We start from the raw sequence: 25,818 nt of genomic DNA, 5'->3' as shown, positions 1-25,818 counted from the left end.
ATGATCTGCAGGAGGAGATCCGATTGACTGAGGAGGCCACGAAGGATTACAAGAAGATGTATCTGAATGTGGCCCTGGCTTACGGAGGTCAGAGGGAGCTGGTGGATGCCGCACGCTCCTTAGCCCACCTGGTGGAGGAGGGAAGGATCAGATCTAAGGATCTCGATGAGACCATCATCGCCCAGCATCTCTATCCCCAGGACGGCATTTCCGTTCCCAAGGTGGATCTGATCATCAGGACGGCGGGGGACTTTCGCACATCGAACTTCCTTCCCTGGCAGGCCAATGGCAATGAGTGCGCCGCCTACTTTTGCGCTCCTTTTTGGCCGGAGTTCAGGAAGATCGACTTTCTGCGGGCTATCAGGACGGCACAGACCAGGGCATCATGCCAATAAGCTTAATAACCTGAAGCATGCCATCAGAGGTGTTCTTGTCCCGATGGGGTAGTGGATATCCCGGAGGCCTGCGGAGCATTTTTCGCGCAGAGAGCCTTCAACCCGGGTTCGAATCCCGGTCGGGACGTGATATTTATCCTGCGCAGAAATTTAGCTTTGGCATGAAGCATCTCGATCTCCGTGCATTGCCCAGCACTTCATTAATTGCCTATTAGTCTGCTGCTAGCTCCTCTCCGCTACCGCCGTTCCTCCTTCAAGCTGGATCTTCTTCAGTCCAAACTGCCTGGCAAAGTCTTCGACGCTCTCATCAAAGCCCTTCTCAAGAGAGGCCAGTGTCAATCCTGGCCACCTTGGTCAGGCCGCTTCCCTTCAGCATCGACTGCATATCTCTATTTCTGCGCTAGGCCGACCCCTCCTGCCCATGGCTTTCCAGTTGGCAGCCCACATTGGTGTCATGAAGACGGCCACGTCCAGTGGGCATATCGCGATTTATCCGGTTTGGGGGATAGTTTAATACCGATAGGATGCTCAAGGCTCAATCGATGCATCGCATACTGGTCAGCAACGATGATGGCGTTTATGCCTCCGGTCTCGAGGCGGCGGCAAAGAGCGTTCGAGGCCTGGGGGAGGTGACGGTAGCCGCGCCTTCGGGACAGAAGAGCGGCGTGGGAAGATCTATATCCGTCTTTGAGCCGCTTCGCTTCGCAGAGGTGAACCTGAACGGCTTTAAAGCCTATGCGGTCACTGGAACGCCGGTGGATTCGGTCATCATTGGCATCTTCGCCATCCTTAAGGAGATGCCTGATCTGGTCATCTCGGGAATCAATGTGGGAGAGAACATCAGCACCGATACTGTTACCACGAGCGGGACCATCGGAGCGGCTCTGGAGGCTGCTAGCTACGGCATTCCCGCCATTGCTGCCTCAATTCAGGCCGTTGATCAGGGCGACAAGTTCGATATGCATCATGGAGCCAAGCACAGCTTTGATGTGGCAGCTCTATTTCTGCGCCGAGTAGCGACCCGGGTCTTAGAGCACGGCCTTCCTGAAGGAGTGGATCTCTTAAACCTGAATGTCCCAGTCGGTGCCAGCGAGGAGACGGAGATAAAAGTGACCCGCCTGGCTAAGAAGATCTTCAAGACGGCTGTGCAGGAGCGTTTTGACCCCCGTGGCCGGCCTTACTACTGGATTGATGGGGAGCTGATATGCTGCGACGAGGAGGGGACTGACGTGCAGACCATCTATCAGGACAAGCTGGTATCCTTAACCCCCCTCAGCCTGGACTCCACGGCCAGAATCGATCTGAAAGAGATAGAGAAACTATTTTGATCTCTATCTGACCTCAGATTTACCTCCGATCTACCCTCAGATTACTCCTTTGGTGCTGGGGATGCCCGCTCCACCCTTTGCCGCCGCCTGGCGCAGGGCAAGTCCCAGGGCCTTGAAGATGCATTCCATCTTATGATGATCGTTCTCCCCGTAGAAGCGGATATGAACCGTCATCCCGGCTGCATTAAAGAGCTCTTCCAGGAAGGGTTCAAGGAGCATGGCCTCGAAATCCCCGATCCTCTCCCCCTGAAACTCTCCGGAGACGATCAGATAGGGCCGCCCGCTGAAGTCCAGAGCCACGTCCGCTAAAGACTCGTCCATGGGAACCGAGGCCGAGCCGTAACGGCATATTCCGCTCCTGTCTCCCAGAGCATCATCCAGGGCAAGGCCGATGGCCCTTCCTAATGTCTGGGCTCTCCACAAGCCCTCCTCTGATTCCGCCACCAGGTCAATATTTGCCGTGCGGGCCAGGGCGAGCAGCATATGATCAAGAAATCCCGATCCGGAGGCGGCTTTTGCCTGGCCTGATCCGTCCAGGTTAACTGTGGCCTGGGCCCTACAATCTCTGAATAATCCCAATCCTCTTCCATTTCTTTTCGCCATTTACCATCACCTATCTTCGCAGGGCCTGCAGAGTAGCTGAGACGCTCAATTTTCCGGTGTAAATGGCCGTCCCAGCCACGGCTCCTGCAGCCCCAGCATCCCTCAGGGCGAGGACGTCATCGATGGAGGTGACCCCGCCGGCAGCGACAACCGGTATTCTGAGGGCTGCCACCAGCTCTCGTGTAGGCTGGATATCGATTCCTCGCTCCCTGCCTTCAACATCGATGTTCGTGAAGAGGATGGACCCCGCCCCCTTATCCTCGAACAATCTGCCCAGCTCCATCGCCCTCTTGCCTAAGGTCTTCTGCCAGCCCTCGGTGGTGACATCCCCTCGCTTAACATCCAGGGCCACCATAATTCTCTCCCGACCGTGCTCCTCAGCCAATTGGGCGATCATATCGGGATCTTTCAGGGCGGCAGTTCCCAGGATCACCCTATCTACGCCCAGGCGGAGAACATCCCTCGCTTCCTCTTCTGACCGAATGCCCCCCCCTACCTGGATATAGACGTCCAGCTCCTTTACGATCTGAGCGAGGATGGGGGCGTTCGCCCTCTTGCCCTGAATCGCCCCGTCCAGGTCGATGATGTGCAGGTGGTCAGCGCCTTCGTCGATCCAGCGCTCTGCCTGGGCGAGGGGATTGTCCAGGGCCACTACCTCAGTTCCTGGTACTCCTCCCACCAGCTGCACGCATTTGCCGCCTCGCAGGTCCACTGCAGGAAAGAATGAAAAACTCATGATGGCCAATTGGCATCGAATAGACCTTAACCGTTTCGATGGTTGGAAAAAAAGGCTCTTCGCTGAATTATGGGGGTGAGTTCAGGCGGAGAATATGTTCTCTGTTCCTCTGTGTTTCTGTGGTTGGGTCAGTGCATCGCGTTTCACCACAGAGGAACAGAGAATTTCTGATTCAAATTCCCAAACCAAATAGCGAGGAGCCGAAAAAAAGATTAGATCAATTGATCTCAAGCGATCGATATCAAACGATCTCAATGGATTTTAGATCTGATTAAGCGAGCTCCTGCCAGCGTGCCTGCCACTGCAAATGCAAATCCGAATCCCGGAGTGCTCTTCTCATCAGAGTCGCTTTCTCTCTCGCTGGAAGCCTCGTTCTCTTCCTCATCATCCTCATCGTCATCATCATCCTCGGCATAGATCGGTGCTGCCAATGCCATGATGGCGAAGAGGGCCAAAAGAAGAGCTAATATGGACTTTCTCATCTATTCACCTCCGGATTCAAACCTATTTCATCGTAATTCATCCTTTCCCTTTTAGCCACATCCTTTGCACAATTGCAGCATAAATGGCATCCGTTGCACGAGAGCCTATAAATATCAAAAATGACATTGGTATATGTAATTTGCATCCAATCAAGAAAACGGTGGATAACAGATAGGCTGAAGGAGGATCTATATGGGCTTCTTAGAGCGGATGAGCGCTGTCGTGCAGGCAAAGATGAATAAGATCATGAACAGGATAGAGGATCCCAGAGAGGTCCTTGAGGTCTCTTATGAAAAGCAACTGCAGCTATTGCAGAATGTCAAGAGAGGGGTGGCAGAGGTGACCACCTCCAAGAAGAGGCTTGAATTGCAGAAGGCCAAGCTTCAGATGAACATCGATAAGCTTGATGGCCAGGCAAAGGAGGCCATTTCTGCCAGCCGGGAGGACCTGGCGAGAAAGGCCCTGGAGAGCAAGGCCTTGATGCAGGCCCAGCTGAATACCCTGGAAGGGGAGATAAATGAACTGAATAATCAGCAGCAGAAGCTGCAGGCAGCCGAAACCCGCCTGGCCACCAAGGTGGAGGCCTTCCGCACCAAGAAGGAGACCATCAAAGCCCAGTATACTGCCGCCGATGCTCAGGTCAAGATCACCGAGTCCGTGACCGGTATAAGCGAGGAGATGGCGGATGTAGGCCTGGCGGTTCAGAGAGCAGAAGAGAAGACTGAGGATATGAAAGCCCGCTCTGCTGCTTTGGATGAGCTCCTGGAATCCGGAACTCTCACCGACTACTCGGGAGGGGATGAGATCGAGAGTGAATTGGCACGGGTCAAGGCCAAGAACACCGTAGATGATGAGATGGCCAGATTGAAGGCGGAGATGAATAAATGATTATCAGAATCCTGGGAGAGGGTCAGTTCCGCTTTGATGACAGCAATCTGGGCGATCTGAATAAAATTGACAATCAGATAGTGGATCATGTGAAGAATGGCGATCAAGATGGCTTTTGCCAGGAGCTGGTCAGAATGATCTCCATGGTCAAAGAGCTGGGGAAGCCCATAAGCGTCCAGGAGGTCATTCCTTCGGACATCATAGTCCCTCCCGCAGATCTCTCCTTCCAGGAGGCAAGGAATATCTTCTGCAATGACGGTCTTATCGAAGGATGAAGACAGCGCCTGCGCGGCATCAAGCTGCAAATACTTTTTATTGGTAAAGGCTTATCTGGATCGGATTTGGCAATAACATCCTGGTGCCAGGGAAGATGAAGAACCATGAGATAAAAACGGTCGAGCGACGCTTTCTCCTCGCCATCCTCCTCACCTGCACCATCCTCATAGTGGAGGCCATAGGCAGCTGGTGGACCGGCAGCCTGGCCCTGCTCTCAGATGCCGCTCATGTCTTCCTGGACATATTCGCCATCCTTCTCAGCTGGCTGGCCATCCGCCTCTCAACCATGCCGGCGGACGAGCGATACAGCTACGGTTTTCACCGCTTTGAGGTGATAGCATCCCTGGCCAATGGACTGACGCTAGGATTCGTCTCCCTGGGGATACTGGTGGAGGCATACAAAAGGCTCTTAGTGCCGGCACCAGTGAAGGGGCTTGACCTTCTCTTGCTGGCAACCTTCGGCCTGATAGTGAACCTGATTGTGGCCTACATCCTGGGAGGCGGCCACCTCCATCACCATGATCACGGCCCCCATCACTCCGAGGATCTCAATATCAGGTCAGCGAGGCTTCACGTGCTGGGGGACGCTGCCGCCTCTCTGGGCGTCATAGTGGCAGGAATCATCATCTGGCAGACTGGCTGGACCCAGGCCGATCCCATAGCCAGCATCATCATCAGCCTGATAATATTCGCCAGCTCTTACCGGCTCATAAGGGACTCATTTCGTATCATGATGGAGGGTGTTCCAGCATGCATCAACCTTGAGGATGTATCCCAGGCCATCGGCAGCGTTCCCGGTGTGCTCCAGGTCCATGACCTGCACGTCTGGGGGGTGTGCTCTGCCCATGTCATACTCAGCGCCCATGCGGTGATCGAGGACCAGATGATCTCACAGGGGGAGGCGATAATGGAGGAGATCAAAGGAATCCTGCATGATCTCTTCGGAATAGAGCATACCACCATCCAGCTTGAACATGAGAGCTGCGGACAGGGCAGCGAAGCGTTACGTCTGGGCGATGAGGGTGAAGATGGGGCAATGCAGATGGAGGAGGCAGGGCCAGAGGATATGGTCAGAAAAAGCTGAGAGCTGCCGTTCTCAGGCCGGCGCCTGCTCTTCAGCTCTAACCAGCTTATAGATCTTCCCGCTATCTCCTGAGGGGCCCAGAACTTCTGACGTCAGGAGGTAGATCTCGCCCTCCCCGTCTCGCCCAAAGGCGCGGATGAACTCTCCAATCCTTCCATCCGGACGGCCGGCGATCGTTATCTCCTCCGCCTTCCAGAGCCCTTCATCTGATGCTTCCGGCCGGGCCAGGTAGAGCCTGCCATCCCCCTGATCGAAGTTGCTGGACCAGTCGGCGAAGAGGTAGCTGCCAACGAGATCAGTCAGATCCTGGCCCTCATACAGGTACCCGCCCACGACCACGGTATGGTTGTCATGATCATACTCGATTATGGGATCTATGAGCGGCTCCCCTTTAGCCCCTACCTCCGGGCAGCTGGCAGGCGAGTCATTCGGGCTCTCCGGATCGAAGCAATGAGTCCCCTCCCGGATGTTCCAGCCGTAGTTTCCACCCTTTTCCACCAGGTCCACCTCCTCCCAGAGGTTCTGGCCGGCATCGGCAACGAACAAGCGCCCATGTGAGTCAAAGGAGATGCCATAGGGATTTCTCAGGCCCAAAATCCAGATCTCAGGGAGATAAGCGGAGTCGTTGAGGTATGGGTTGTCCGGGGGAATGGCGTAGCCGTCAGCCGCCGAATCCACATCGATTCTCAGAATCTTGCCATAGAAGCTTGAGGTATCCTGGGCGTTTCCTCCCTCGGAGTGGCCAGGCCCCTGATCATTTGCCCCGCCGCCATCGCCCAAAGGCAGGTACAGATAGCCGTCCGGGCCGAAGGTGATGGCCCCGCCGTTATGGTTCATCTGGGGCTTGTCGATCTGGAAGATGACCCTCTCTCTGCTCATATCGACTGCATCGGGATCGTCCTCAGATACTGTGAAAAGAGACAGACGGTTGGTGCAGCTGTAGCCTTCCGGAGCTCCCGCTCGCAGAGGGGCGCTGTAGAATACGAATACCCGACCGTTCTCGACAAAATCGGGATGAAACGCCATCCCCAGCAGCCCCCGTTCATCGTAGCCCGGGGATAGATCGACCATCCGGTCGCGAAGATCCATGAAGGGGCCCTCCTGCATCCGGCCATCTTCATCGAAGACCTCAACCATCCCCGTCTGATCGACGGCGAACATCCGGCCGTCGTCTGAGCTGATATACTGCACGGGCGCAGTCAGGCCGGTGGCTATCAGCTTCAGTCCCAAGGTGGGAGGACTCTTATTTTCCAGGGCGGAGATGGACGCCTCGCCTGCGTCGGTGGAGGGATCGGCCTCATTGCCAATGCAACCTGTGATGCCGACCAAAAGCATCAACAGAATCAGGGTGGAAGGTGTTTTATAATTTTTCATTTCCGATCATTCCTTTCGAATATCTTTCAAATACTCTCCTGCCATCCGATCGGCTCAGAATGCGCTTTGGTTTTCCCCTGAGCTAAAAGCAGGCGGTTTGAATTCCGAACATCTATTTTAAGGCTCTAAATACTTATATATTTATGCTCAGCAGATGGATCTGCTGGAGAGAGGATCGTTCGATGCACACGTCCAGAAAAGAGGAGATCGAAAGGGATTAGGAGTGCCGTCTGGAAAAGCGGGATTGATCCGGGGGCTATGCTCAGAGGAAAGGCTAGAGTAAAGGAGCAATGACGAAGCATCAGATGACTCTAATGCAGCACTCCGTCCGATCTCATGAGATCCAGGCACTTCAGAACGGAGTATGCCGAGCGGTTGACCCCTGCGCTTCTTTTCTCGGTGTCAGTTCCCACGCAATAAAGGTTTTTCACCGGGGTTCTCACGTCCCCGAATCCCAGGTTCAATCCCCAGGATGCTTTCTCTGGTATCAGCTCCTGGTAGTGAATCATATCGATATGATCCTCGATATGCGGAACCTTCTGGACGATTGATTGAAAGGCTTTCTTCTTTATCTTCGCCATATCATACTCGCCATCCAGGGTAAATGCGAAGCCTACGAGATGATTGCCTTTTGGCGCCAATGTGGGATCGTAGTTGGTGGTGGGAACCACCCAGGCATATGGATCCGAGTCCACCCACATTTCCGAGCCGTAATTCAGGAACAGCCTCTTGGTCAGGCCCAGCCATATGGTCAGGGACTTTACCTTCTTGATCGAGGAGAGGTTCTCGGTGTATTCAGAAGGCAGGTCATCGACTAGATCCGGCAGTCTGGAAGAGAATCCCGAGTAAACGACGGTATCGCATTCGTAGCTATCCCGATTGGTGATCACCTGATCCGCCCGGAACACCTGATCTTCACGCCTTATGCCCTCGATCTTCACGACCCTCTCATTTGTGATTATCTTCACCCTGCCCTCAGGAAATGAGGAGGTGACGGAGTTGATTATGGATTGGAGTCCGCCCTTTGGGTATCCCTGGTCTTTGGCCCCATCGGTTATGAACAGGTCGTACAGCTTTCCCACATAGGGCACGGAATGGGTATTGTGGATCTTGTTGTCAATGAACCGGGATATGGGAGCGTTATCCGCTGATGTGCCCACCATAAAGTAGCACAGCCAGTCCAAAAATCTCCTGGTGGTGCTTGATAGTGCATTGGGAAGGACGGCGGATAGGGGTATATTGGAGAAGTCCTTGCCTGAGTTCAAGAGGTATAGGGTATTGAAGAGCGCCCTCATCAATAGCAGCCTGTCAGTCATGGGAATCAGGCTGAATGTGAGCCAGGAGTTGATGCTCCAGGGGAAAGGCTTGACCTCGTCCCCGATTCGCACGTAGTACTTTCCAAAGGGAGCAAACTGAGGAACAACCCTGAAGTACCTGTCCATCAGCACCTTGAGCGGACCGCTCTTTAACCTGGTTATGGCATGAGGGCCGGTGTCCAGGCGATAGCCATCCACCTCATAAGACCTGCAGACCCCGCCGATACAGTCCTCTTTCTCCAAAATCAGCACTTTCTTTCCTTCCCGGGAAAGGGCAAGTGCAGTCAATAAGCCGCTGATCCCTGAACCAATAACCACAACATCATTCTTTTTCATAGATCATTATCCAATTTTTGATATCGCTTCCCATCTTATTGTATCAGGATGCTTAAGCCTTTTGGCCCGCAGGCCTCCAGAAGGAGGGATATCGCAGTGCTGCTGATAAAAGAGCATTTATATCCAATAAGGTGATCTTGGGCCTGAAGACAAAAGAGATAGCGGAAAATGGCACAACAACCTTTCGCTTGCGGGCAATCAGCATGGCTCAGTGGGCAAAAGTCGCTATATTAGAATGCCGAATCTAGCTGCCGAATCTAGTAGGTTATATGTGTGGGATGACATGATCACCAGAGAAGATGTGGAGCACATCAGCTGGCTTGCCAGCATCAAGATCGAAGAAGAGGAGAAGGATGAGTTGGTGGAGCAGTTCAACTCCATTCTGGAGTACTTCCATCAACTGGATCTGGTGGACACAGAGGGAGTGGAGCCCACCTACCGGGTGGTTGACCTTGCCAATATCTTCAGAGAGGATATAGCCAGAGGCTCTCTCACTCAGGATGAGGCGCTTTTTAATGCGCCGCGACGCGAAAATGGCTACTTCAAGAGCCCAAGGATAGTGTGATTATGCTGTCCGAGCTTAAGGCAACCCTCCTGGCCGGATCGGCAGAGGAGTATCTCTCCCAGCTCTATGAGAGGATCGAGAGGGGTAAGCTCAATGCCTTTACCACCCTGGCTAAGGAAACGGCTTTAAAAGAGGCAAAAAGCTTTGATCAAAATCCGGGGAAGGGGCTCCTGGCCGGAGTTCCCATCGCCATCAAGGAGTGCATATCGACCAAGGGGATTGAGAGCAACTGCAGCTCCAGGATTCTGCAGGGATACATCCCGCCATATGATGCCCATGTGATCGAGCGTTTGCGGGCAGAGGGGGCCATAATCATGGGCAAGACCAATATGGATGAGTTCGCCATGGGGACCTCCACTGAGACCAGCGCCTTCGGTCCGACCAGAAACCCCTGGGATATCGATTGCGTTCCGGGCGGCTCCAGCGGGGGAAGCGCGGCTTGCGTTGCTGGTGGCGAGGCTCCTTGTTCCCTGGGCTCGGATACGGGCGGATCGGTGCGCTGTCCGGCATCGTTCTGCGGCATCGTCGGCCTGAAGCCCACCTATGGCCTGGTATCGCGTTATGGACTGATCGCTTATGCCAACTCCTTAGAGCAGATCGGGCCTCTGACCCGTACGGTAAAGGATACTGCACTCCTCTTGGAGGTCATCGCCGGGCATGACTGGCGGGACTCGACCTCAGCGGAGAAGAGCAGCTATCTGCCCGATCTGGACCAGGGGATCGATGGCATGAAGATAGGCATACCCAAGGAGTACTTCGGGGAAGGGGTGAATGAAAAAGTAGAGAAGTCGGTCTGGGATGCGATATCCGTCCTGGAGGGACTGGGAGCGAGCTGGCAGGAGGTGAGCCTGCCCCATACCCAGTATGCTCTGGCCGCCTATTATGTGATAGCCATGAGCGAGGCCTCCTCCAATCTGGCCCGCTTCGACGGCCTGCGATATGGGCTGCGCCAGGCTGGGGAGGACCGGGACTGGCATACCACCTTCTCCGAGATTCGCAGCAAGGGCTTCGGTCCTGAGGTGAAAAGGCGAATATTACTGGGGACCTATGCTCTGTCCGCAGGATACTATGGCCGCTACTATCTCAAGGCGCTGAAGGTGAGGACCCTGATCAAAGAGGATTTCTTGGCAGCCTTCAAACAGGTCGATCTCCTCGCCAGCCCGACCATGCCCATTCCCGCTTTCAGGATCGGCGAGCGGATAAACGATCCGCTCTCTCTTTACAAAGCTGACATATTCACCGTGCCCATCAACCTGGCAGGAGTTCCGGCGATATCCCTGCCCTGCGGATTTGCTGGCCAGCTTCCAATCGGCCTGCAGCTCATAGGCCCGCACTTCGGCGAGGCGGCAGTTCTGCAGGCGGCACAGGCTTTTGAGGCGGCGACGCCATATCACGAGAGGACGCCGGAGGAGGTGGTCTAGATGGAGGATGTCATCATCGGCCTGGAGATTCATGTTCAGCTCAACCGGCTGGAGTCGAAGATGTTCTGTGGCTGCTCGACCAAATATCATAACTCCGAGCCCAACAGCCATACCTGCCCGGTCTGCCTGGGCCTGCCCGGCTCTTTGCCGGTGATCAACCGCAAAGCAGTGGAGAGCGGCATAAAAGTGGGATTGGCCCTGAACTGCAAGATCGAGGAGGAGACCCTCTTTTACCGCAAGAATTACTACTACCCGGATCTGCCCAAGGGTTTCCAGATCAGCCAGTACGACTATCCTCTGGCGACAGGCGGCCATATCATGATCCTGGGCGACGACGACCAGGAGAGGAATATACGCATCAATCGGGCTCATATGGAGGAGGACCCGGGAAGGCTGGTGCATGCCGGGACCATTGATAAGGCGAAGTACACCATGGTGGACTACAACCGCTGCGGCATGCCTCTCTTAGAGGTGGTGACTGAGCCCGATCTGCATTCACCCAAGGAGGCGCGGGCGTTTCTCGATAAGTTGAAGAGCATTCTCGAGTACCTGGACGTCTTTGACGGTTCCCTGGAGGGGGCGATGAGAGTGGATGCCAACATCTCTTTGAAGGGCGGCGACCGCTCCGAGGTCAAGAACATCTCTGGATTTAAGGGAGTGGAGAAGGCCCTCTCCTATGAGATCACCCGCCAGAGGAACCTGGCCCGGCGGAACATCAAGGTGGTGCAGGAAACCCGACACTTCGATGAGCTGCGCAACATCACCGTCTCCATCCGCAGCAAGGTGGGGGCGCACGATTACCGCTACTTCCCCGAGTGCGATCTGGTGACCCTGCGCATCGCCTCCTGGGTTCCTGCCATAAGGGAGGCTCTGCCTGAGCTGCCTGACTCGAAGAGGGAGAGGTTCGTCCGGCAGTACAGCCTGGCCGATGACCACGCCAAGTCATTGACCACGGAGATCCGGTTGGCCGACTTCTATGAGTTCGTGGCTGCCCGGGCCTCGCCCAGGATGGCCGCGGTCTGGATCGCCGATGTCCTCAAGGGGGAATTGAACTACCGCGATCTGGGGATAGAGAGCTTCAGCCCGGAGCATATGGTGGAGATTGTGCAGCTGCTCGGCGAGAATAAGATTACCGAGCACGGGGCGGTGGAGGTCATCCGCGACCTGCTGGATAAGAAAGGCAGCTCGCCCCAGGAGATCATCAAATCCCGCGGCCTGGGCCGGGCGGAGGATGATGTGGTGGCACGAGCGGTTGCGGAGGCGGTGGCGGAGTGCAGCGCGGCCGTCGCGGACTATAAAGCGGGAAGCGAGAGGGCCCTGAACTATATCGTGGGTCAGGTGATGAAAAAGACCAGGGGCAAGGCCAGCCCTGGCGAGGTACATAATCTGGTCCGGGCCCAGGTGGACAAGCTTTAGGGCGATGGTCAGAGGAGGGAGGAGAGCAAGGCATGGAGGAAAATCTCAGGGTCATCTCTTTTTTCTTTCCTTCTTCTCTATTCGGTCGTGATCCTAAAATAGGTTGAAGTTCTGGAACTCGATTACCGATTGCGGTTTCTCGGACACACCCGAGAGAGGACATTCTGGGCAAATCAGCATTCAATAAGGCCTAATTCTGCGGCAGGCCTAAATACCAACCCATAATTGATTCACGACCTCTCTATTCTGTTGGCCCAGTTTTCCATCTAATGATACCATTTTTCCACGGTTTTTCAGTTGGGAGAAGAGTTAATTACTTATATCCTGGATCCTCAATATAGGAATTAAAATGGCAATGCTACTGGGGTTGACATTGAGTGCGGCTGGCCTGTTGCTGCTGAATAGAGTATTCAAGGAGAGCTTCGGCTCGCAGAAGGCAGCCGAGGGCGACAAATCCAGGAATCGGGTTATCGAGATCCATGAATATGAGATCCTGGACGACATTCAAAGTTGTGCTTCTGAGGGCTATAAAGTGAAGATAACTTAACTTGAAGCAGTAACTATAATTTCTTATAAAGAATAATAAAATGTTCACATAGATCTCCCAAAATGGGACAGCCTTTTCTACCATTCCCCCCTTTATCGAACCATGCAGCCCAAGCCCGAGTTCACCAGCATCTCCCCCGGCAATCTGGTTGCGGTCACCGAGATCGACCTGGGAGCCCTCGCGGAGATATACGATGAGATGGACATATATTTATCGATTTATATGAAAAGCGCCAGCAGCACCGATCTGGATGCCAGCCGCTCTCATATCTCCTCCCGGTTTCGGGTCATGGAAAAGTCCCTTCCCTCAGAGCTTCGAGAATCCTTTCAGAAGACCGTCTCTTTGGCCCAGGAGGCAATAGAATCGCCATCCTGGAAAGGAGAGAGATCAAGGGTGATCTTAGCCTCCAGCCCGGAGTCATTCCTGCACGTCTACCGGATGGGACTGGAGGCGGAGCCTCTAGTGGTCCTGGACACCTCGCCATTTCTCCTTCCCCTGGCCAGGCTCAGGGACGACTACCTGGACTGGGGCCTTTTGCTGCTCGACTCTCAGGAGGCCAAATTGTTTGTCATCCGCTCCCGCATCATGGAAGAGATGAGCCGCTCTTCTATCGACCTTATGAACAAGCATAAGAAAGGTGGATGGAGCCAGATGCGCTTTGACCGCTTGCGAAAGGGGGCCATCAAGTCCTTCCTCACCCAGGTGGCAGAGGACCTCGCCAATCTGGATAACCTGCAGGGGATGAGGGGACTGGTGCTTGCCGGACCGGGTGAGGCGAAAAGCCAGCTCAAGGAATTGCTCCCCCCACAGGTCAGGGATCGGGTATTAGGCCTCTTGGATGTCCCCATGGGCACAGTTCCCAGCGAGCTGGTGAAGATGGGCGACCAGGTGGCCCTGGATTACGAGCGCTCGGTGAGCAAGAAGAGGGCAGAGGAGCTGAAGTCCAATGTGCTCAAGGGCCAGCTTTCCTCCTACGGAATCGATCCGGTCAGAGATGCTCTGACTCATGGCAGGGTCAACACTTTAGTCATGCTCTCCGATTATGTGGTCCCCGGCTGGATCTGCGAGAAGTGCCAGCACTTCCAGGAGGGGGCTCGGCCCGAGGTCTGCCCCCAGTGCGGCGGCAGGACCTCTCAGGTGAACGTCTTAGAGGAGCTCTACGAGCTGGCCCAGAGGACGGGAGCAGAGGTGGAGTTCGTGGAGGAGGATGAGTTCCTGCAGTCTATTGGCGGCGTGGGGGCAATACTGCGCTATTGAAGGCGAATTATTCAGCGAATAGCCTGTTTTTATTCATCCTTTTGGGCATGATCCCCCCTGCTGGAGGGCGAACTAAAAAGAAGGAGTGCGAACCAAAAAGAATATAGCGAGTAGCTAATATCTTGGAGATAAGTATATAGATAACAAGCTATTTTTTCAGAGGTTCATTGGAGTGATGAACTCATGAGCGATATAAAAATTGCTTTTGACCGCGAATATGCTGCCATTGCCATCCTCTTTCTGATGATGGCGCAGGGATCGCTGGCTGAGGAGGACGACAGCCTGTATCAGACCTCGACCATTGGCGCGCTTATGCAGGGGGTATATGATGGCACAATGACTTTTGGAGAACTTGGCGAGCGCGGCGATTTCGGGCTGGGGACTGTGCAGGCCCTTGATGGTGAGATGGTTGCCGTTGACGGCCAGTTCTACCAGGTGAAATCCGATGGTGTCGCATATAGCTTGAGCGATAGCATGATCACGCCTTTTTCCGTGGTCACATTCTTTGATGCCGAGGAGACGATAAACCTGGGGGGAAGATATAACCTCAGCGAGCTGCAGGGCTATCTGGACAATTCGCTAGAGAGTGATAATCTGTTTTACGCCATCAGGATCGACGGCACATTCGACTATGTCAAGACAAGAAGCGTGCCCGCCCAGGAGAAGCCCTATCCGCCTCTCGAAGAAGCTATAAAAGGGCAAGAGATATTCGAGTTTCACGATGTTGAGGGAACAGTGGTCGGATTCAGATGCCCAGACTATGTCGAAGGGGTGAATGTTCCCGGCTACCACCTGCACTTCATCACTTTAGATCGCAAAGCGGGAGGCCATCTCCTGGACCTGGAGATCGAGGATGCGAGCGCGAAAGTGGACAGCATATCCGGCTTCGAGATGGATCTACCAGAGAACAAGCAGTTTTATCAGGCAGATCTATCAGATAGCCAGGAGGAAGAGCTGGAGAGGATAGAGAGCAATCCCAGGGAGTAGAGGATCTTACAAAATATTTTTATTATCAATGATTACGTGATGTGTGAGCTGGTAGCATTGGAAGATCCTCACATTCCTGGCAATCTTCAAAAAAGGAAGAAAAGTTTTGTGCCAGATTCCTGGCTTCAGACTCTGACGAACTCGCTCTTGGGGGCCCCGCAGGGGCATTTCCAGGTGTCTGGCAGATCTTCGAATGCCACCCCATCATTTTCCGCTGGATTATATACGTATCCGCATACCTTGCACCTCCAGGCGGCAGCCTGAGAGGCTGCATTGCTCGATGCAGCTGCGTTTGCTTCGGTTTTATCCAATTGATCTGAATTGCCATCAGTGGGAGAGGAAGCCTGCAGGGCAGCGACTACCGCTTCGGCAAACTCCTGAGAGGCGGAGGGGCCGTTAGCAGTGATGATCTTTCCGTCCTGAACCACGGCATCGTCTGATACTATCGCTCCCTTTGACTTGATATGGTCGGTCTCAGATGCAGTGGCCTTCTTACCCTTGAGAAGGCCGGCGTCCGCCAGGATCCAGGGGCCCAGACAGATGGCTCCCACGATTTTCTTTTGTGCGTTGGCCGATTTGGCGATCTTCTGGTAGTCCGGGTCACGGTTCAGCTCCTGGGAGTAGATCCCTTCCCCGCCCACGAAGACCACGGCGATGTAATCGGAGAGCTTTACCTCATCAAGGTCCAGATCCACCTCCGTCCTCTCGCCGCTCATTCCGGTGGCTGTCTTCACCCCTTTGCTGGCCAGATGAACCTGGTAGCCCATGCTCTGGAAGTAGTCGCGAGGCACATTCAGCTCCTCTTTTTGATACTGATCTGGCGGGAGAACCATCAGGATCTTCTCTTTGCTTGAGCCTGTATCCAGAGCAGGCGCAAGGCCATTGCCCGATCTATCCTCTGAGTCTTTGTTATCTCCGAAATCCTGCGAGTTCATTTCATCTTCTTGCCAATACGGCTGCTCATTATCCTGATACGGGTCGTCGGATTGATCGTCCTTGGGAACATAGCCTGAGCAGTAGACTTGAATGAAGTTGCCGGCATATGCGGAATAGCAGTTCGGGCAGAGGGTGTAGGGATCAATGCTCTCAGCCTCGGCCGGCGTCAGGATGACGGTATATCCGCAGACGGGACACTGCCAGCAGGTGTAGTCTGTATCTGAAGCAGTCTGTGCAGATGCTGGAGACATCGCAGCCAGCAATATGAGAATGAGTGGTGTGAGGAATGGGCTTTTCATGTTGAATGAAGTGATGGATTAGGATAAATAGATTAGCGAAACTGAATTACTGTGGTTGATGATACGGAATATCACGATGCAATCCCCCCTTTCAGGCAAATCAACTCTCAGAATCGATCTTACAATCGAATGCACAAATCACCTCCTGCTGCGCGGGGCGGAGATGAGCAACAAAGCATCTTGCTATGGAGGCAGAGGTGGCAGCATTGGGCGAAATTTTAATGTTAGCAGGATCGGGAGCCTAAGACGATATATGAGAGATTATTAATGTCTCTTTGATCTCTATTTCGAAATTAGAGGACTGGAATGATTTTATTATATTTTTAGATCGAACTACGAGCAATTAATCAATATAAAAATGCTAAAGTGATATAATATTAGAAATAAAACCATTAGGAACCTATAATCTGATTTTAAAACGCTAATTGGTCTGCTATTAGGGTCAGCGTTCGATGTGTCTTGCGGTTCGTACGGCTCTTCTTTTTTAAATCGTTCAGATTTCCCTTTGCCTGCAAGACAACTCAAGCCTGAGGGCTGACGTTGATCTTGAGTGGAGGTATAGTGAATGAGATATGTTAGACTATTTGCGGCATTGTTGGTCGCATGTATTTCCATCGTCCCAGCCCTTTCAATGCAGGATAATGGAATTGCTCTAAAGGAATGTGCAAAGCAGATGGAATCCCCCTGTCAGAAGTCCCTGATGAGCGAAAAGGCACCGGATCTCCAGCAGCAGGGTCGAACGAACGCCATGGCAGATAATTATGAGGGTAACTTTGCCCCCAAGCCGATGATGGATGGCAGGCAAGATTCGTGCGGGGAAGATCCATGCCAGGATTGCCGGATGAATCGGAATAAAGGAGGCGCACCCAAGTCCATGATGGACGGCAAGCAGCCCAATCAGTTCTGCAAGAATCCACAGGCAGGCCAGGATGATAAGATCGGTCCTGAGGTCATGACGGATTGTAGGGAAGGTCCTCGCGGCCAGAACTCGGAGAATCCACAGAGCGATAAGATCGTTCCCAAGTCGATGATGGATGGCAAGCGGAATCCGTTCGATCAGAATCCCCGCATGGGCCAGAATATGGGTCCTATGAATGATATTGCAGCTCCGAGGTAGAGCAGGAAAACCATCATTCAAAGGGATCATGGCGAGGTGAATTTCAAAAAGCGAGTATCAGATCGGCCAGGAGTCAGAATTCCTGGCCCGCTTTTTGGAGTTAAATGACAAAAGGTGAACGGAGCAAAGATAAACTGAATTCCAATGATTTCGGAGTTTGATTAAAGCGGTGGGGGTTTCACAATGGTTATTGGTTTCGCGATGGTAAAGGTAGTTCGCGGGCATGAGGACGAGGCTTATCTGGACCTCAGGAAGGTCAGCGGGGTAAAAGAAGCCTATCTCATCTTGGGCGAGTACCAGTTCTTCGTAGTAATGCAGGCAAAAAGCGTTGCTGCTCTGCAGGGATTGATTGGCAGGGTAAGGAGTATACCTGACGCGACCAATATCTGCCATGTTCTCATCACAGATAGGGATGCATCAAAGCAGTTAGCTCCGATCGACGAATCATCTCTTGATTTCGAGGTCCCAGTACGGGGATGCTCGTAAAGATCCTCCGAACTCGGATCAGCTTTGCTCACCTGATGGTGGATACCAATTCATAAAATTTGCAGATCGAAAATTGAAAGGAGAAATCGATATGAAGATAGCATATTATCTGACAGCATTATTGATATTGAGCAGCATGGCCCTGTCGGCTTCATGCCAGGAACAGATAAGTCTCACCATAAACGTTCATGAGGAGGCCCTTGATGGTCCTCTTCTTTCCGAAGTTCTCATTACCGGATCGGATGGGACTGGAAATGAGTTTGCTGGAGTGACGGACAGCGACGGCGCAGCGGTTATCAGCGGGACTCCAGGTACCTGGCAGTTTTCCTTCCAGAAGGATGGCTATGACGACCTTAACCTGCAATATGATGCCACCGAGAATGAGGAGACTGCCGCATACCTTGAAAAGAGCTCTGGGGCTGAACAGGTTGCCCTTGCAGTATATGTCCTTGAAGGAAGTCTGGATGGCCCAATTCTCTCTGATGTTCAGATCACGGGGCAGGACGGAGATGGAAATGAATTTTCAGGGACAACGAACTCCACCGGGGTCGCCATCATCAGCGGCATACCCGGTACCTGGCAGTTTGCCTTCCAGAAAGCTGGCTATGATTCCCTTTACCTGCAATATAATGCCACACAAAGCGAGGAAGCAGCGGCATATCTGGAGAAGGCTGACTGAATATTTTGGCAAAACAAGTGCAATGGGCGGCACAAAGCCTCCCTTTCTCAATTCTCTCATATTTCATTTTTCCTGCTGGATCAGCAGATCCGGGTTCAGCTCCGACAAAACCTCATCCCACTGCTTCCGGTTCATGCTTATGTACTCCTCCATCAGCATCCTGCACTCAGCCCAGTCTAGGTCCACCACCTCTATCCCATGAGCCTGCATGAAGTCCCTGGCTGCGGGAGCGCTCCTGGCCTCGCCAACCACTACCTTCTTGATCCCGAAGTAGACCACTGCCCCGGCGCACATGTAGCAGGGCATGAGGGTTGTATATAGCACTGCATTGTGATAGCCGCCGGTCAGCCGGGCATTGCGCAGGCAGTCGATCTCAGCATGCATCATCTGATCTCTTTGCTGCACTCGTCTGTTCCTTCCTCTTCCTATGATCCGTCCCTCCTCAACTAGGACCGCTCCTATGGGAATCCCACCTTCTCTGGAGCCCTTGCGGGCCTCATCCAGCGCCGCCTGCATGAAGATATCCATGTTGAATATCAAATTGGATGGCAAGATTGATCAAGCTTTGCTCATCTCATAGAATTTTTATTAAATATATGTAATGAATTTATCTTAGCAAGCATCGATATCCAAAAACAGTCAATTTCGATAATTTTAAATATAGTGAACTAAAATTATTAACATAGATGGGATTGGGGGTATCATGATCACAGGATGTAACTGGGCAGGGGAGGAGATCGTCAGGGACACGATCGTTTATGATAAGAGAGTGGTAATCGGCAGCTCGGGCATACTGATTCCCACTGACGTCCGGGACTGGCTATCTCACACCCATAGCAAGGTAATAGCCAGAGCCCTGGAGGAGATGGCCCTTCCTGCCTCCCGCGAGGCAGGGACATTCGACATGAGAGCCTGGCGGAGCTGGGACTACGTGACCAGGTCAATAGACTACGTCACCGACAAGAGCAGCTTTGGACTGGAAGACCTCTGGCTCTTTCCCGAGGAGACGCTGATGCTCGGAAAAGGGGACTGCGAGGATACCTCTTTTCTCTTAGCTTCTCTTCTCCTGGCTAGCGGGATCTCAGAGCAGTGCGTGCGGGTGGTTTTGGGCCGGGTGGCCTCTCCAGCTGGTTCCTACGGGCATGCCTGGGTGGTCTACCAGTGCGAGTCTGGACAATGGTGCCTCTTGGAGACGACGTTGGAATCAGCGCCTCCCAGCTTCACGCCTGCTGATCCATTCACCCTGCCTGGAAATCAGTATCAATACCAGCCACAGTTCTGCCTGAACTCCTCTCATCTCTGGTCGATGACCCGGATGAAAAACGAATTCACGGATTATCTGAAGATTCGAGTCAAACCTCAGCAACCAGTGCCATCAGAGTGATAATGATAATAACATATGCCGCACATCCAGTTTGCCCTATAATGTCTATTTTCCGCATCTGGTAAATATATGCATATAATTTTTGTATTATGATTTATGTTCTCCCTTGCATTCTTCTTTATCGACTTCTCTTTCATGCTTCCGAAGTCGAAGAGCTTCTAGCATCTTTTCCATATTCTTCCAGTGGCTACCCCTCCAGTATAGCCTCTGGCAATTGGGACAGATCCAGATCTCCCCATCACGCCCTTCAGCTTCCTTAAGGGAGCTGTTGCACAGGGTGCACCTTTGGGGATCTATCCTCAGAGCGATCCCCTTTTCGGCCATCTCCAGGATCTGTTCACAGATCCGGGACGAGCGGATGAGAATGCCCTCCACCCCGGCAGCTGAGCAGGATGAAAAGAGCCTCTTATCTCTGGTGACGAGGATCCTATTCTCCCTTTTTGCCTGGCCAAGGAGTGCCTTATCGCTGTCGCTCTCGGGATTGGCCACATCCTGGCCCAAAAGGCGCAGCCACCTTGCCAGGCGGAGGAGCATGAGGTCGACCAGAAAGCTTCTCTCTTGAGGCCTCTCTGCCGGCGGCTCGTCTTCACCCAGCATCACTTCCGGTCCTCTCTCTTCAGACGGCGTCTCATCCGGCGGTCTCTCTTCCACGATCCACCCATCTCGATCCGCAACTATTTATCGATTGATCTAGATCCTCCCATTCATGAAGAAGGCGATGAGCAATGTGGACGTGGCGGCGATGGTCAAGGAGCTTCAGGATCGGATCCTGGGGGGGTTCATGGGCAAGGCCTATCAGCAATCCTCAGACCGGATCTGGCTCTCGGTTCAGTCCCCGGCGGAGGGCCGGCTCGACCTCCTCCTGGAAACGGGAAGGAGGGTCCATATCACCAAGGCTGAGCGCCCGGCCAGCAAAACCCCTCCTCAGTTTCCCACCATGCTCCGAAGCCACCTCTCCGGAGGCCGGATAGTCGATATCAGGCAGCACCAGTTCGATAGGGTGCTGGAGATCAAGGTGGAGCGAAGCAGAACTGCTCGTTACCTCATCGTTGAGCTCTTTCCCAAGGGGAGCATGATCCTGCTCGATGAATCCAGAAACATCCTCAGCATGCTCAGAAAGATGCTCTACCGGGGAACGAAGATGGCCGCCGGGGAGCCCTATCTCTACCACCCCGGCCAGCTCGATCCAAGGACCATAACCCGGGATGATCTGGCCCTCTGGCTTGCCTCCAGCGGCCAGGACCTGGTGAGATCTTTAGTGCGCGGTCTGAATATGGGCGGGACATACGGCGAGGAGGTCTGCCTGGTGGCCGGAGTGGACAAGAACAAGGAGGCCATCGACCTGGACCCTGGAGAGATCGACCGGGTCCATCAGGCATTAAGCGAAGTGTTCCTGGATGAAACCCTCGATCCCCATATCGTCATCGAGGATGATGCTCCCATAGATGTCCTGCCCCGCCCTCTGAAGCTCTATTCCGGTCTGGAGATGAAGCGTTTTGCCACCCTAAGCGAAGCCCTGGATGCCTTCTTTGTGGAGAGGGAGAAGGAGACGGCCCGGCAGAATCCTCTGGAGCACAGGATAGAGCTGCAGCGCAGAGCCATTGAAGATTTTCGGGCCCAGGAGGCGGAACTGGTTCGGAAGGGCGAGCTGATCTACCAGCTCTATGGCAGCGTCGAGCAGATACTCACTCTTATGAACGATGCCCGGACGCGGGGCTTCTCCTATAACCAGATCTGGGAGAGGATCAGCGGCTCGGGCCTTCCCCAGGCGAAGACGATCCTCTCTTTGGACGGCAGGGGAGAGATGAGGGTCTTTCTGGATGGGGAGGAGCTGGAGCTTAATGCCGAACTGGCCGTCCCCCAGAATGCCCAGAGGTACTACGATAAGGCCAAGGATATGGTCCGCAAGGCCAGAGGGGCACAGAGCGCTCTGGCCATAACCGAGGAGCTGAAAGCGGGAAAGGTCGCTCCCAAGAAGACCCGCGCCGTTTCTTCATACTACAGACGGAGAAAGCCCAAGTGGTATGAGAGGTTCCGCTGGTTTTACTCCTCCGACGGCTTCCTGGTCTTAGGGGGAAGGGATGCGGATAGCAATGAGGAGATTTATGCCAAATACCTGGAGAGGAGGGACCTGGCCATGCATACCGACGCTCCCGGCGCTCCCCTGACGGTGATTAAGACCGAGGGCAAAGAGGTACCGGATAGCACCATGCAGGAGGCGGCCGGATTTTCTGTGAGCTACTCCTCCTCCTGGAAGAGCGGGCTTGCTGCTGCAGACTGCTATCTGGTGAAGGGAGACCAGGTGAGCAAGACCCCGGAGCCGGGGGAGTTTTTGAAGAAGGGCGGCTTTGTCATCCGGGGCGAGCGCAGGTACTTCCGGGATGTTCCACTGGGAATAGCCCTGGGCATAAGAGATGGAGTTCTTATAGGCGGTCCCGTATCGGCGGCCAAGCCTGGATCTGACCCGGTGGTGGAGATCGAGCCGGGAGAGCTCAATCCTGACGACCTGGCAAAGAGGATCTACCGGCAGTTCTCTTTAAAGGTGGAGGACAGAGCCTTCTTGAAGTCCGTGGCGTCGGTGGATCAGATCGTGCAGTTCCTGCCGCCGGGAAATTCGAGGATAAAGGAGTGATTGGGACAATTCAAAACAAAAGCATTCCCTAGAACAGACTGCTCAAAAGCGGCTAACTCTCTCCCGTCTCCGGCAGAGCTTCGCCGCATTTTTTGCAGTACTTAGAATCGACATCATGCCTGTCCAGCCCGCAGTTGGTGCATATCACCGTCCTGTCCTGGCTGGAGGCCCGAAGCCAGGCGCGAAATATCCTCGCTGCCTGGAAGGGGATGAAGATGATCCCGGAGATTATCATGGCCACCGTGACCAGCCGGCCGGCAGAGGATGAGGGAACGATATCGCCGAAGCCGACGGTGGAGACAGCAACCACCACGAAGTAAAAGGCATCTCCGAAGTTCTGCACATCAGGATTGAGCGGCTCCTCCACAAAATAGAAGAGTCCTGAATATACAAAAAGGATTATGAATATGCTCGCCACCAGACGGGCGACGTTAATCATCCCCGGGCTGATCATTCCGAAGAGCAGATGATCTTTGGCCATAAAGCGGAGAAACCTGAATATCCTGAATGCCGCCATCACCCTTATGGTCTGAATGAACCGAATATCGTGGGTGAAGAAGGTGGCGGGCAGGACCATCAAAACCAGGGTGGGCATTATGGCCACGATATCGATGATGCTGTAGCCATCTTTGACATATGCCCAGCGGTCAGGAGCGCCATAGAGCCGCAGCAGATATTCGATGATAAACAGGCTCACTGCTGCTATCTCAGTCCTCCAGAGGATTTCTTGCGTGCCCGCTGAGAGGGGATAGGTCTCGATGACGAAGAGCATGACCACCAGCAGATTGAGCAGGATGATGAAGATGTCAATGGCCTTTCCCAGAGGGGTTCTAAAGTCTATCATGTAGAACTGGACGGTCTCCCGCAAGCTTCTGACCTGAGAAGATTTCTTGCCCCCCTTTCCCGAAGCCTCCTTTTTCGGATTGGCTCTTGTCTGATTGGCTTTTAACTGATGGCCAGACATCTGTATTGTCTATAGTCTCTTTTAGGGGATAAAACCATCCGAATGAGCTTTGGAAATGATTAAGTCTTCAGGCAGCGGTGTAGTATCATGATATTATGATCGAATTCTCCGATGTTTTGCAGGCGGCAAATCTCCTCAAGGACAGGGTCATCCGCACTCCTTTAGTCTACTCCCCCACCTTCAGCAGATTGGCCAATGCCGAGGTATACCTGAAGCTGGAGAGCCTGCAGATGGGCGGTTCGTTCAAGGTCAGAGGGGCCACCTACAAGCTCCAGTCCAATCTGGAAAAGATCCATTCAGGGGTTATCGCCGCCTCTGTGGGAAACCATGCACAGGGGGTGGCCCTGGCCGCCTGTGCAGCCGGTGTCCCTGCTACGATCATCATGCCTGTCTGGGCCTCCATCTCCAAGCAAGAGGCCACCCGAGCTTATGAGGCAGAGGTGAGGCTGATGGGCAAAAGCCTCGTCGAGAGCATAGATATCGGCAGGCGGATGGCCCAGGAGACGAACAGGATCTTCATTCATCCGTATGACGACGAGGAGGTCATAGCCGGCCAGGGGACAGTTGGCCTGGAGATCCTGGAGGACCTGCCAGATGCAGACCTCATAATCGTTCCGGTGGGAGGAGGAGGATTGATCGCAGGAATTGCCCTGGCAGCCAAGGCCATCCGGCCGGAGGCAAGGGTGGTGGGGGTGCAGGCGGCATCCTGCCCCTCGGCCAGAAAGGCCCTGGAGCTTGGAAGGCCGGCGGAGGTCCAGGCTGAGGAGCGGGGCTCGATCGCCGATGCCATCATGGTCACCCAGGTGGGCGAGGCCCCATTCCCGTTGCTGCAGAAGCTGGTGGATGATATCGTTCTGGTTGATGAGGATCAGATCGCCTCTGCCGTATTGAAGCTTCTGGAGAGAAAGCGCATTCTGGCGGAGGGGGCGGCCGCTGCTCCACTGGCTGCGTTACTTGGCGGATCGCTGCAGGTTGCCGAGGGGAGCCGTGTAGTGCTGGTGGTAAGCGGCGGTAATGTGGACAGCCTGCTCCTGGAGAGAATCATCTCAGCAGGCCTTCTGAAAGAGGGAAGGATGATGCGTTTTTCCGTCTGCCTGAAGGATGCTCCCGGGTCGCTGGCCGGGCTTTTGGAGCTGCTTGCCAGGCATGAGGCCAATGTGGTTCACATCCATCATGCCCGAAACGAGAGCGGAGTGGCGATCAACTATACCCGGGTTGACCTGGAGCTGGAAACTAGGGGCTTCGAGCACATAAAAGAGATCGAGAGGGCGATGGAGGGAGCAGGATACAGATTCATGCGGAGGTGAGGAGCGCAAACTGCCCTTCCGCTACAAACGGATTGCTGAAAAGAAAATCGGATCCATCTGTTGCCATCTCTCTTGTACAATTGAAGAATACTACTATTTCTCCTGCTGAAATATCTGCTTCATCCTTTTTGTCCCCAAACCCTTTGACCTGAAGATGCTTCTGATCCTTTTCTTTTGATAAGCAAATATCTTGTCGTGCAGTGGATGATCCGGCCCCACCCTGAGAAGTGTTAAAGATACGACAAAGTTTTCCGGTAGATCCAGGAAGCAGGCTATGCCTCCTTCCTCTCCTGACTCGACTACATTAAGGATCTTCAATTCCTTTTCCGGTGTGACATCAAATCCATTCGCAATCAAGGTTTTGCTCAAATCGCGGCTGGCATAAGCGGTGATGGGCAGATTGGCCTTCATCTCGTCTATTAGCAGCATATTCCTCATCTCTTTCCGTATCCCATTATTCGAAGAGATGCTTTTCATCGAACAGGGTGCAGAATACATCCTTCTCGCTGATGCATCGATTGGGGCATACCTCGCAGATGCTGAGCATATGATCCCATGCATATGAGATTGCATCAGTCATTTTATTAACCATGTCATCGCCGATATCAGGGAAGAACGATTCTACGGGCTCGTATGAGATGCACACTTTTTCAATTTCGCCGGACAATTGCCTGAGAACTTCATCCTTCATTGCTTTTGTATAGTAAATGCAAAACTCCGCAAGGACCTCATCACTGATCTTTTTCCTTCTCAGCATGTAGGCAAGTTCATCTTTCATGCTATCATAAATCGACAAAGCTAATTCATAGCAAAACCAGTTCAGCTTAATCTTATCGTCCTGGCTGGAATAAAAAGAGGTTGGGCTGATCATATCCAAGCTGTTCTTTTCATTCTTTACCTTTCGTCTCTTCCTCACTCCTCTCATGCTCTTATCTCCCCTTGATGTGCCTGATCTCCACTGCCACTCCTCTCCTTGATCGGACCATCTCCCGGCCTGATCTC

General features: G+C 53.5%; 28 protein-coding genes and 1 tRNA gene. 18 read left to right on the top strand and 11 right to left on the bottom strand.

Features of this window, described 5'->3' with window-relative positions; all coding sequences use genetic code 11:
• The 3 genes from uppS to surE form a co-directional block, all read left to right on the top strand.
• The coding region (gene uppS, locus BP727_RS04885; RefSeq protein WP_286857662.1) for a polyprenyl diphosphate synthase at window positions 1-395 on the top strand (395 nt) is incomplete at its 5' end.
• Window positions 396-432: 37 nt separating this feature from the next.
• Window positions 433-522 (top strand) — tRNA-Arg (locus BP727_RS04880).
• 415 nt (window positions 523-937) lie between these two features.
• Window positions 938-1,723, top strand: coding sequence for a 5'/3'-nucleotidase SurE (gene surE, locus BP727_RS04875; RefSeq protein WP_048132754.1), 786 nt, complete (start codon window positions 938-940; stop codon window positions 1,721-1,723).
• Between the two features lie 36 nt (window positions 1,724-1,759).
• On the opposite strand, the gene BP727_RS04870 is transcribed toward surE, so the two are convergent.
• From BP727_RS04870 to BP727_RS04860, 3 genes are all read right to left on the bottom strand, one after another.
• Window positions 1,760-2,326 (bottom strand): imidazoleglycerol-phosphate dehydratase, encoded by a 567-nt coding sequence (locus BP727_RS04870; RefSeq protein ID WP_286857660.1) that lies wholly within the window; start codon window positions 2,324-2,326, stop codon window positions 1,760-1,762.
• A 10-nt stretch (window positions 2,327-2,336) separates the two neighbouring features.
• The gene (gene hisA, locus BP727_RS04865; RefSeq protein WP_273271569.1) at window positions 2,337-3,062 is read right to left on the bottom strand and encodes a 1-(5-phosphoribosyl)-5-[(5-phosphoribosylamino)methylideneamino]imidazole-4-carboxamide isomerase; all 726 of its coding nucleotides are present in this window, start codon (window positions 3,060-3,062) and stop codon (window positions 2,337-2,339) included.
• A gap of 251 nt (window positions 3,063-3,313) precedes the next feature.
• Window positions 3,314-3,544 carry a PGF-CTERM sorting domain-containing protein gene (locus BP727_RS04860; protein WP_273278904.1) on the bottom strand — a complete coding sequence of 77 codons (231 nt, stop codon included), beginning with the start codon at window positions 3,542-3,544 and terminating at the stop codon, window positions 3,314-3,316.
• Between the two features lie 193 nt (window positions 3,545-3,737).
• Between BP727_RS04860 and BP727_RS04855 the strand changes: the two genes are divergently transcribed.
• The 3 genes from BP727_RS04855 to BP727_RS04845 all read left to right on the top strand — a co-directional run bounded on the left by BP727_RS04855 (window position 3,738) and on the right by BP727_RS04845 (window position 5,793).
• Entirely contained in the window at window positions 3,738-4,433 is a 696-nt protein-coding gene (locus BP727_RS04855) for a PspA/IM30 family protein (protein WP_013718241.1), read from the top strand.
• Window positions 4,430-4,708: a PspA-associated protein PspAA gene (gene pspAA / locus BP727_RS04850; protein ID WP_013718242.1), complete on the top strand. Its 279-nt coding sequence runs from the start codon at window positions 4,430-4,432 to the stop codon at window positions 4,706-4,708. Before BP727_RS04855 ends, pspAA begins: the two co-directional genes overlap by 4 nt.
• Before the next feature lie 95 nt (window positions 4,709-4,803).
• Window positions 4,804-5,793, top strand: a complete 990-nt coding sequence (locus tag BP727_RS04845) for a cation diffusion facilitator family transporter (RefSeq protein WP_286857658.1) — start codon at window positions 4,804-4,806, stop codon at window positions 5,791-5,793.
• A 12-nt stretch (window positions 5,794-5,805) separates the two neighbouring features.
• On the opposite strand, the gene BP727_RS04840 is transcribed toward BP727_RS04845, so the two are convergent.
• Both BP727_RS04840 and BP727_RS04835 read right to left on the bottom strand, forming a co-directional pair.
• On the bottom strand, window positions 5,806-7,167 hold the full coding sequence (locus BP727_RS04840; protein ID WP_286857656.1) for a PQQ-dependent sugar dehydrogenase: 1,362 nt from the start codon (window positions 7,165-7,167) through the stop codon (window positions 5,806-5,808).
• Between the two features lie 311 nt (window positions 7,168-7,478).
• The gene (locus tag BP727_RS04835; protein WP_013718245.1) at window positions 7,479-8,819 is read right to left on the bottom strand and encodes a phytoene desaturase family protein; all 1,341 of its coding nucleotides are present in this window, start codon (window positions 8,817-8,819) and stop codon (window positions 7,479-7,481) included.
• Window positions 8,820-9,102: 283 nt separating this feature from the next.
• On the opposite strand from BP727_RS04835, the gene gatC reads away from it, so the two are divergent.
• The 6 genes from gatC (at window position 9,103) to budA (ending at window position 15,012) form a co-directional block, all read left to right on the top strand.
• Window positions 9,103-9,384, top strand: coding sequence for an Asp-tRNA(Asn)/Glu-tRNA(Gln) amidotransferase subunit GatC (gatC, locus tag BP727_RS04830; RefSeq protein WP_013718246.1), 282 nt, complete (start codon window positions 9,103-9,105; stop codon window positions 9,382-9,384).
• A 2-nt stretch (window positions 9,385-9,386) separates the two neighbouring features.
• Window positions 9,387-10,805: an Asp-tRNA(Asn)/Glu-tRNA(Gln) amidotransferase subunit GatA gene (gatA, locus tag BP727_RS04825; protein ID WP_286857654.1), complete on the top strand. Its 1,419-nt coding sequence runs from the start codon at window positions 9,387-9,389 to the stop codon at window positions 10,803-10,805.
• Entirely contained in the window at window positions 10,806-12,221 is a 1,416-nt protein-coding gene (gene gatB / locus BP727_RS04820; RefSeq protein WP_013718248.1) for an Asp-tRNA(Asn)/Glu-tRNA(Gln) amidotransferase subunit GatB, read from the top strand.
• Between the two features lie 349 nt (window positions 12,222-12,570).
• Entirely contained in the window at window positions 12,571-12,768 is a 198-nt protein-coding gene (locus BP727_RS04815) for a hypothetical protein (protein ID WP_273278907.1), read from the top strand.
• Window positions 12,769-12,870: 102 nt separating this feature from the next.
• Window positions 12,871-14,025: a Vms1/Ankzf1 family peptidyl-tRNA hydrolase gene (locus tag BP727_RS04810; RefSeq protein ID WP_286857649.1), complete on the top strand. Its 1,155-nt coding sequence runs from the start codon at window positions 12,871-12,873 to the stop codon at window positions 14,023-14,025.
• Window positions 14,026-14,208: 183 nt separating this feature from the next.
• Window positions 14,209-15,012 (top strand): acetolactate decarboxylase, encoded by an 804-nt coding sequence (gene budA / locus BP727_RS04805; protein WP_286857647.1) that lies wholly within the window; start codon window positions 14,209-14,211, stop codon window positions 15,010-15,012.
• A gap of 125 nt (window positions 15,013-15,137) precedes the next feature.
• Here the strand turns inward: budA and BP727_RS04800 are convergent, their stop codons facing one another.
• Complete coding sequence (locus tag BP727_RS04800) at window positions 15,138-16,247, bottom strand: DJ-1/PfpI family protein (RefSeq protein ID WP_286857645.1); 1,110 nt, start codon at window positions 16,245-16,247, stop codon at window positions 15,138-15,140.
• Window positions 16,248-17,088: 841 nt separating this feature from the next.
• Here BP727_RS04800 and BP727_RS04795 point away from each other — a divergent pair.
• The 3 genes from BP727_RS04795 (at window position 17,089) to BP727_RS04785 (ending at window position 18,529) form a co-directional block, all read left to right on the top strand.
• Complete coding sequence (locus BP727_RS04795) at window positions 17,089-17,364, top strand: hypothetical protein (RefSeq protein ID WP_286857642.1); 276 nt, start codon at window positions 17,089-17,091, stop codon at window positions 17,362-17,364.
• Window positions 17,365-17,565: 201 nt separating this feature from the next.
• Complete coding sequence (locus BP727_RS04790) at window positions 17,566-17,850, top strand: Lrp/AsnC ligand binding domain-containing protein (protein ID WP_286857641.1); 285 nt, start codon at window positions 17,566-17,568, stop codon at window positions 17,848-17,850.
• 91 nt (window positions 17,851-17,941) lie between these two features.
• Window positions 17,942-18,529, top strand: coding sequence for a hypothetical protein (locus BP727_RS04785; RefSeq protein ID WP_286857640.1), 588 nt, complete (start codon window positions 17,942-17,944; stop codon window positions 18,527-18,529).
• Window positions 18,530-18,592: 63 nt separating this feature from the next.
• Here the strand turns inward: BP727_RS04785 and BP727_RS04780 are convergent, their stop codons facing one another.
• On the bottom strand, window positions 18,593-19,057 hold the full coding sequence (locus BP727_RS04780) for a nucleoside deaminase (protein WP_013718255.1): 465 nt from the start codon (window positions 19,055-19,057) through the stop codon (window positions 18,593-18,595).
• Between the two features lie 175 nt (window positions 19,058-19,232).
• Between BP727_RS04780 and BP727_RS04775 the strand changes: the two genes are divergently transcribed.
• Window positions 19,233-19,913, top strand: coding sequence for a transglutaminase domain-containing protein (locus BP727_RS04775; protein ID WP_013718256.1), 681 nt, complete (start codon window positions 19,233-19,235; stop codon window positions 19,911-19,913).
• Between the two features lie 87 nt (window positions 19,914-20,000).
• Here BP727_RS04775 and BP727_RS04770 read toward each other — a convergent pair whose 3' ends face one another.
• The gene (locus BP727_RS04770) at window positions 20,001-20,564 is read right to left on the bottom strand and encodes a Mut7-C RNAse domain-containing protein (protein WP_013718257.1); all 564 of its coding nucleotides are present in this window, start codon (window positions 20,562-20,564) and stop codon (window positions 20,001-20,003) included.
• 55 nt (window positions 20,565-20,619) lie between these two features.
• On the opposite strand from BP727_RS04770, the gene rqcH reads away from it, so the two are divergent.
• A complete protein-coding gene (rqcH, locus tag BP727_RS04765; protein WP_286857636.1) occupies window positions 20,620-22,545 on the top strand; it encodes a ribosome rescue protein RqcH in 1,926 nt (641 codons plus the stop codon).
• Window positions 22,546-22,597: 52 nt separating this feature from the next.
• On the opposite strand, the gene BP727_RS04760 is transcribed toward rqcH, so the two are convergent.
• A complete protein-coding gene (locus tag BP727_RS04760; protein WP_286857634.1) occupies window positions 22,598-23,509 on the bottom strand; it encodes an ion transporter in 912 nt (303 codons plus the stop codon).
• A gap of 95 nt (window positions 23,510-23,604) precedes the next feature.
• Here BP727_RS04760 and ilvA point away from each other — a divergent pair, with 95 nt between their 5' ends.
• A complete protein-coding gene (gene ilvA / locus BP727_RS04755) occupies window positions 23,605-24,816 on the top strand; it encodes a threonine ammonia-lyase (protein ID WP_273278914.1) in 1,212 nt (403 codons plus the stop codon).
• Window positions 24,817-24,909: 93 nt separating this feature from the next.
• Here ilvA and BP727_RS04750 read toward each other — a convergent pair whose 3' ends face one another.
• Both BP727_RS04750 and BP727_RS04745 read right to left on the bottom strand, forming a co-directional pair.
• Window positions 24,910-25,245 (bottom strand): hypothetical protein, encoded by a 336-nt coding sequence (locus BP727_RS04750; protein WP_286857632.1) that lies wholly within the window; start codon window positions 25,243-25,245, stop codon window positions 24,910-24,912.
• A 25-nt stretch (window positions 25,246-25,270) separates the two neighbouring features.
• Window positions 25,271-25,741 carry a hypothetical protein gene (locus tag BP727_RS04745; RefSeq protein ID WP_286857630.1) on the bottom strand — a complete coding sequence of 157 codons (471 nt, stop codon included), beginning with the start codon at window positions 25,739-25,741 and terminating at the stop codon, window positions 25,271-25,273.
• Window positions 25,742-25,818: the final 77 nt, after the last annotated feature.

The organism is Methanosaeta sp. UBA356, assembly GCF_002496465.1.
Classification (GTDB): Archaea; Halobacteriota; Methanosarcinia; order Methanotrichales; family Methanotrichaceae; genus Methanothrix; species Methanothrix soehngenii.
Note: the sequence above shows the minus strand (reverse complement) of the source record. Positions and strands in the feature narration are given on the sequence as shown.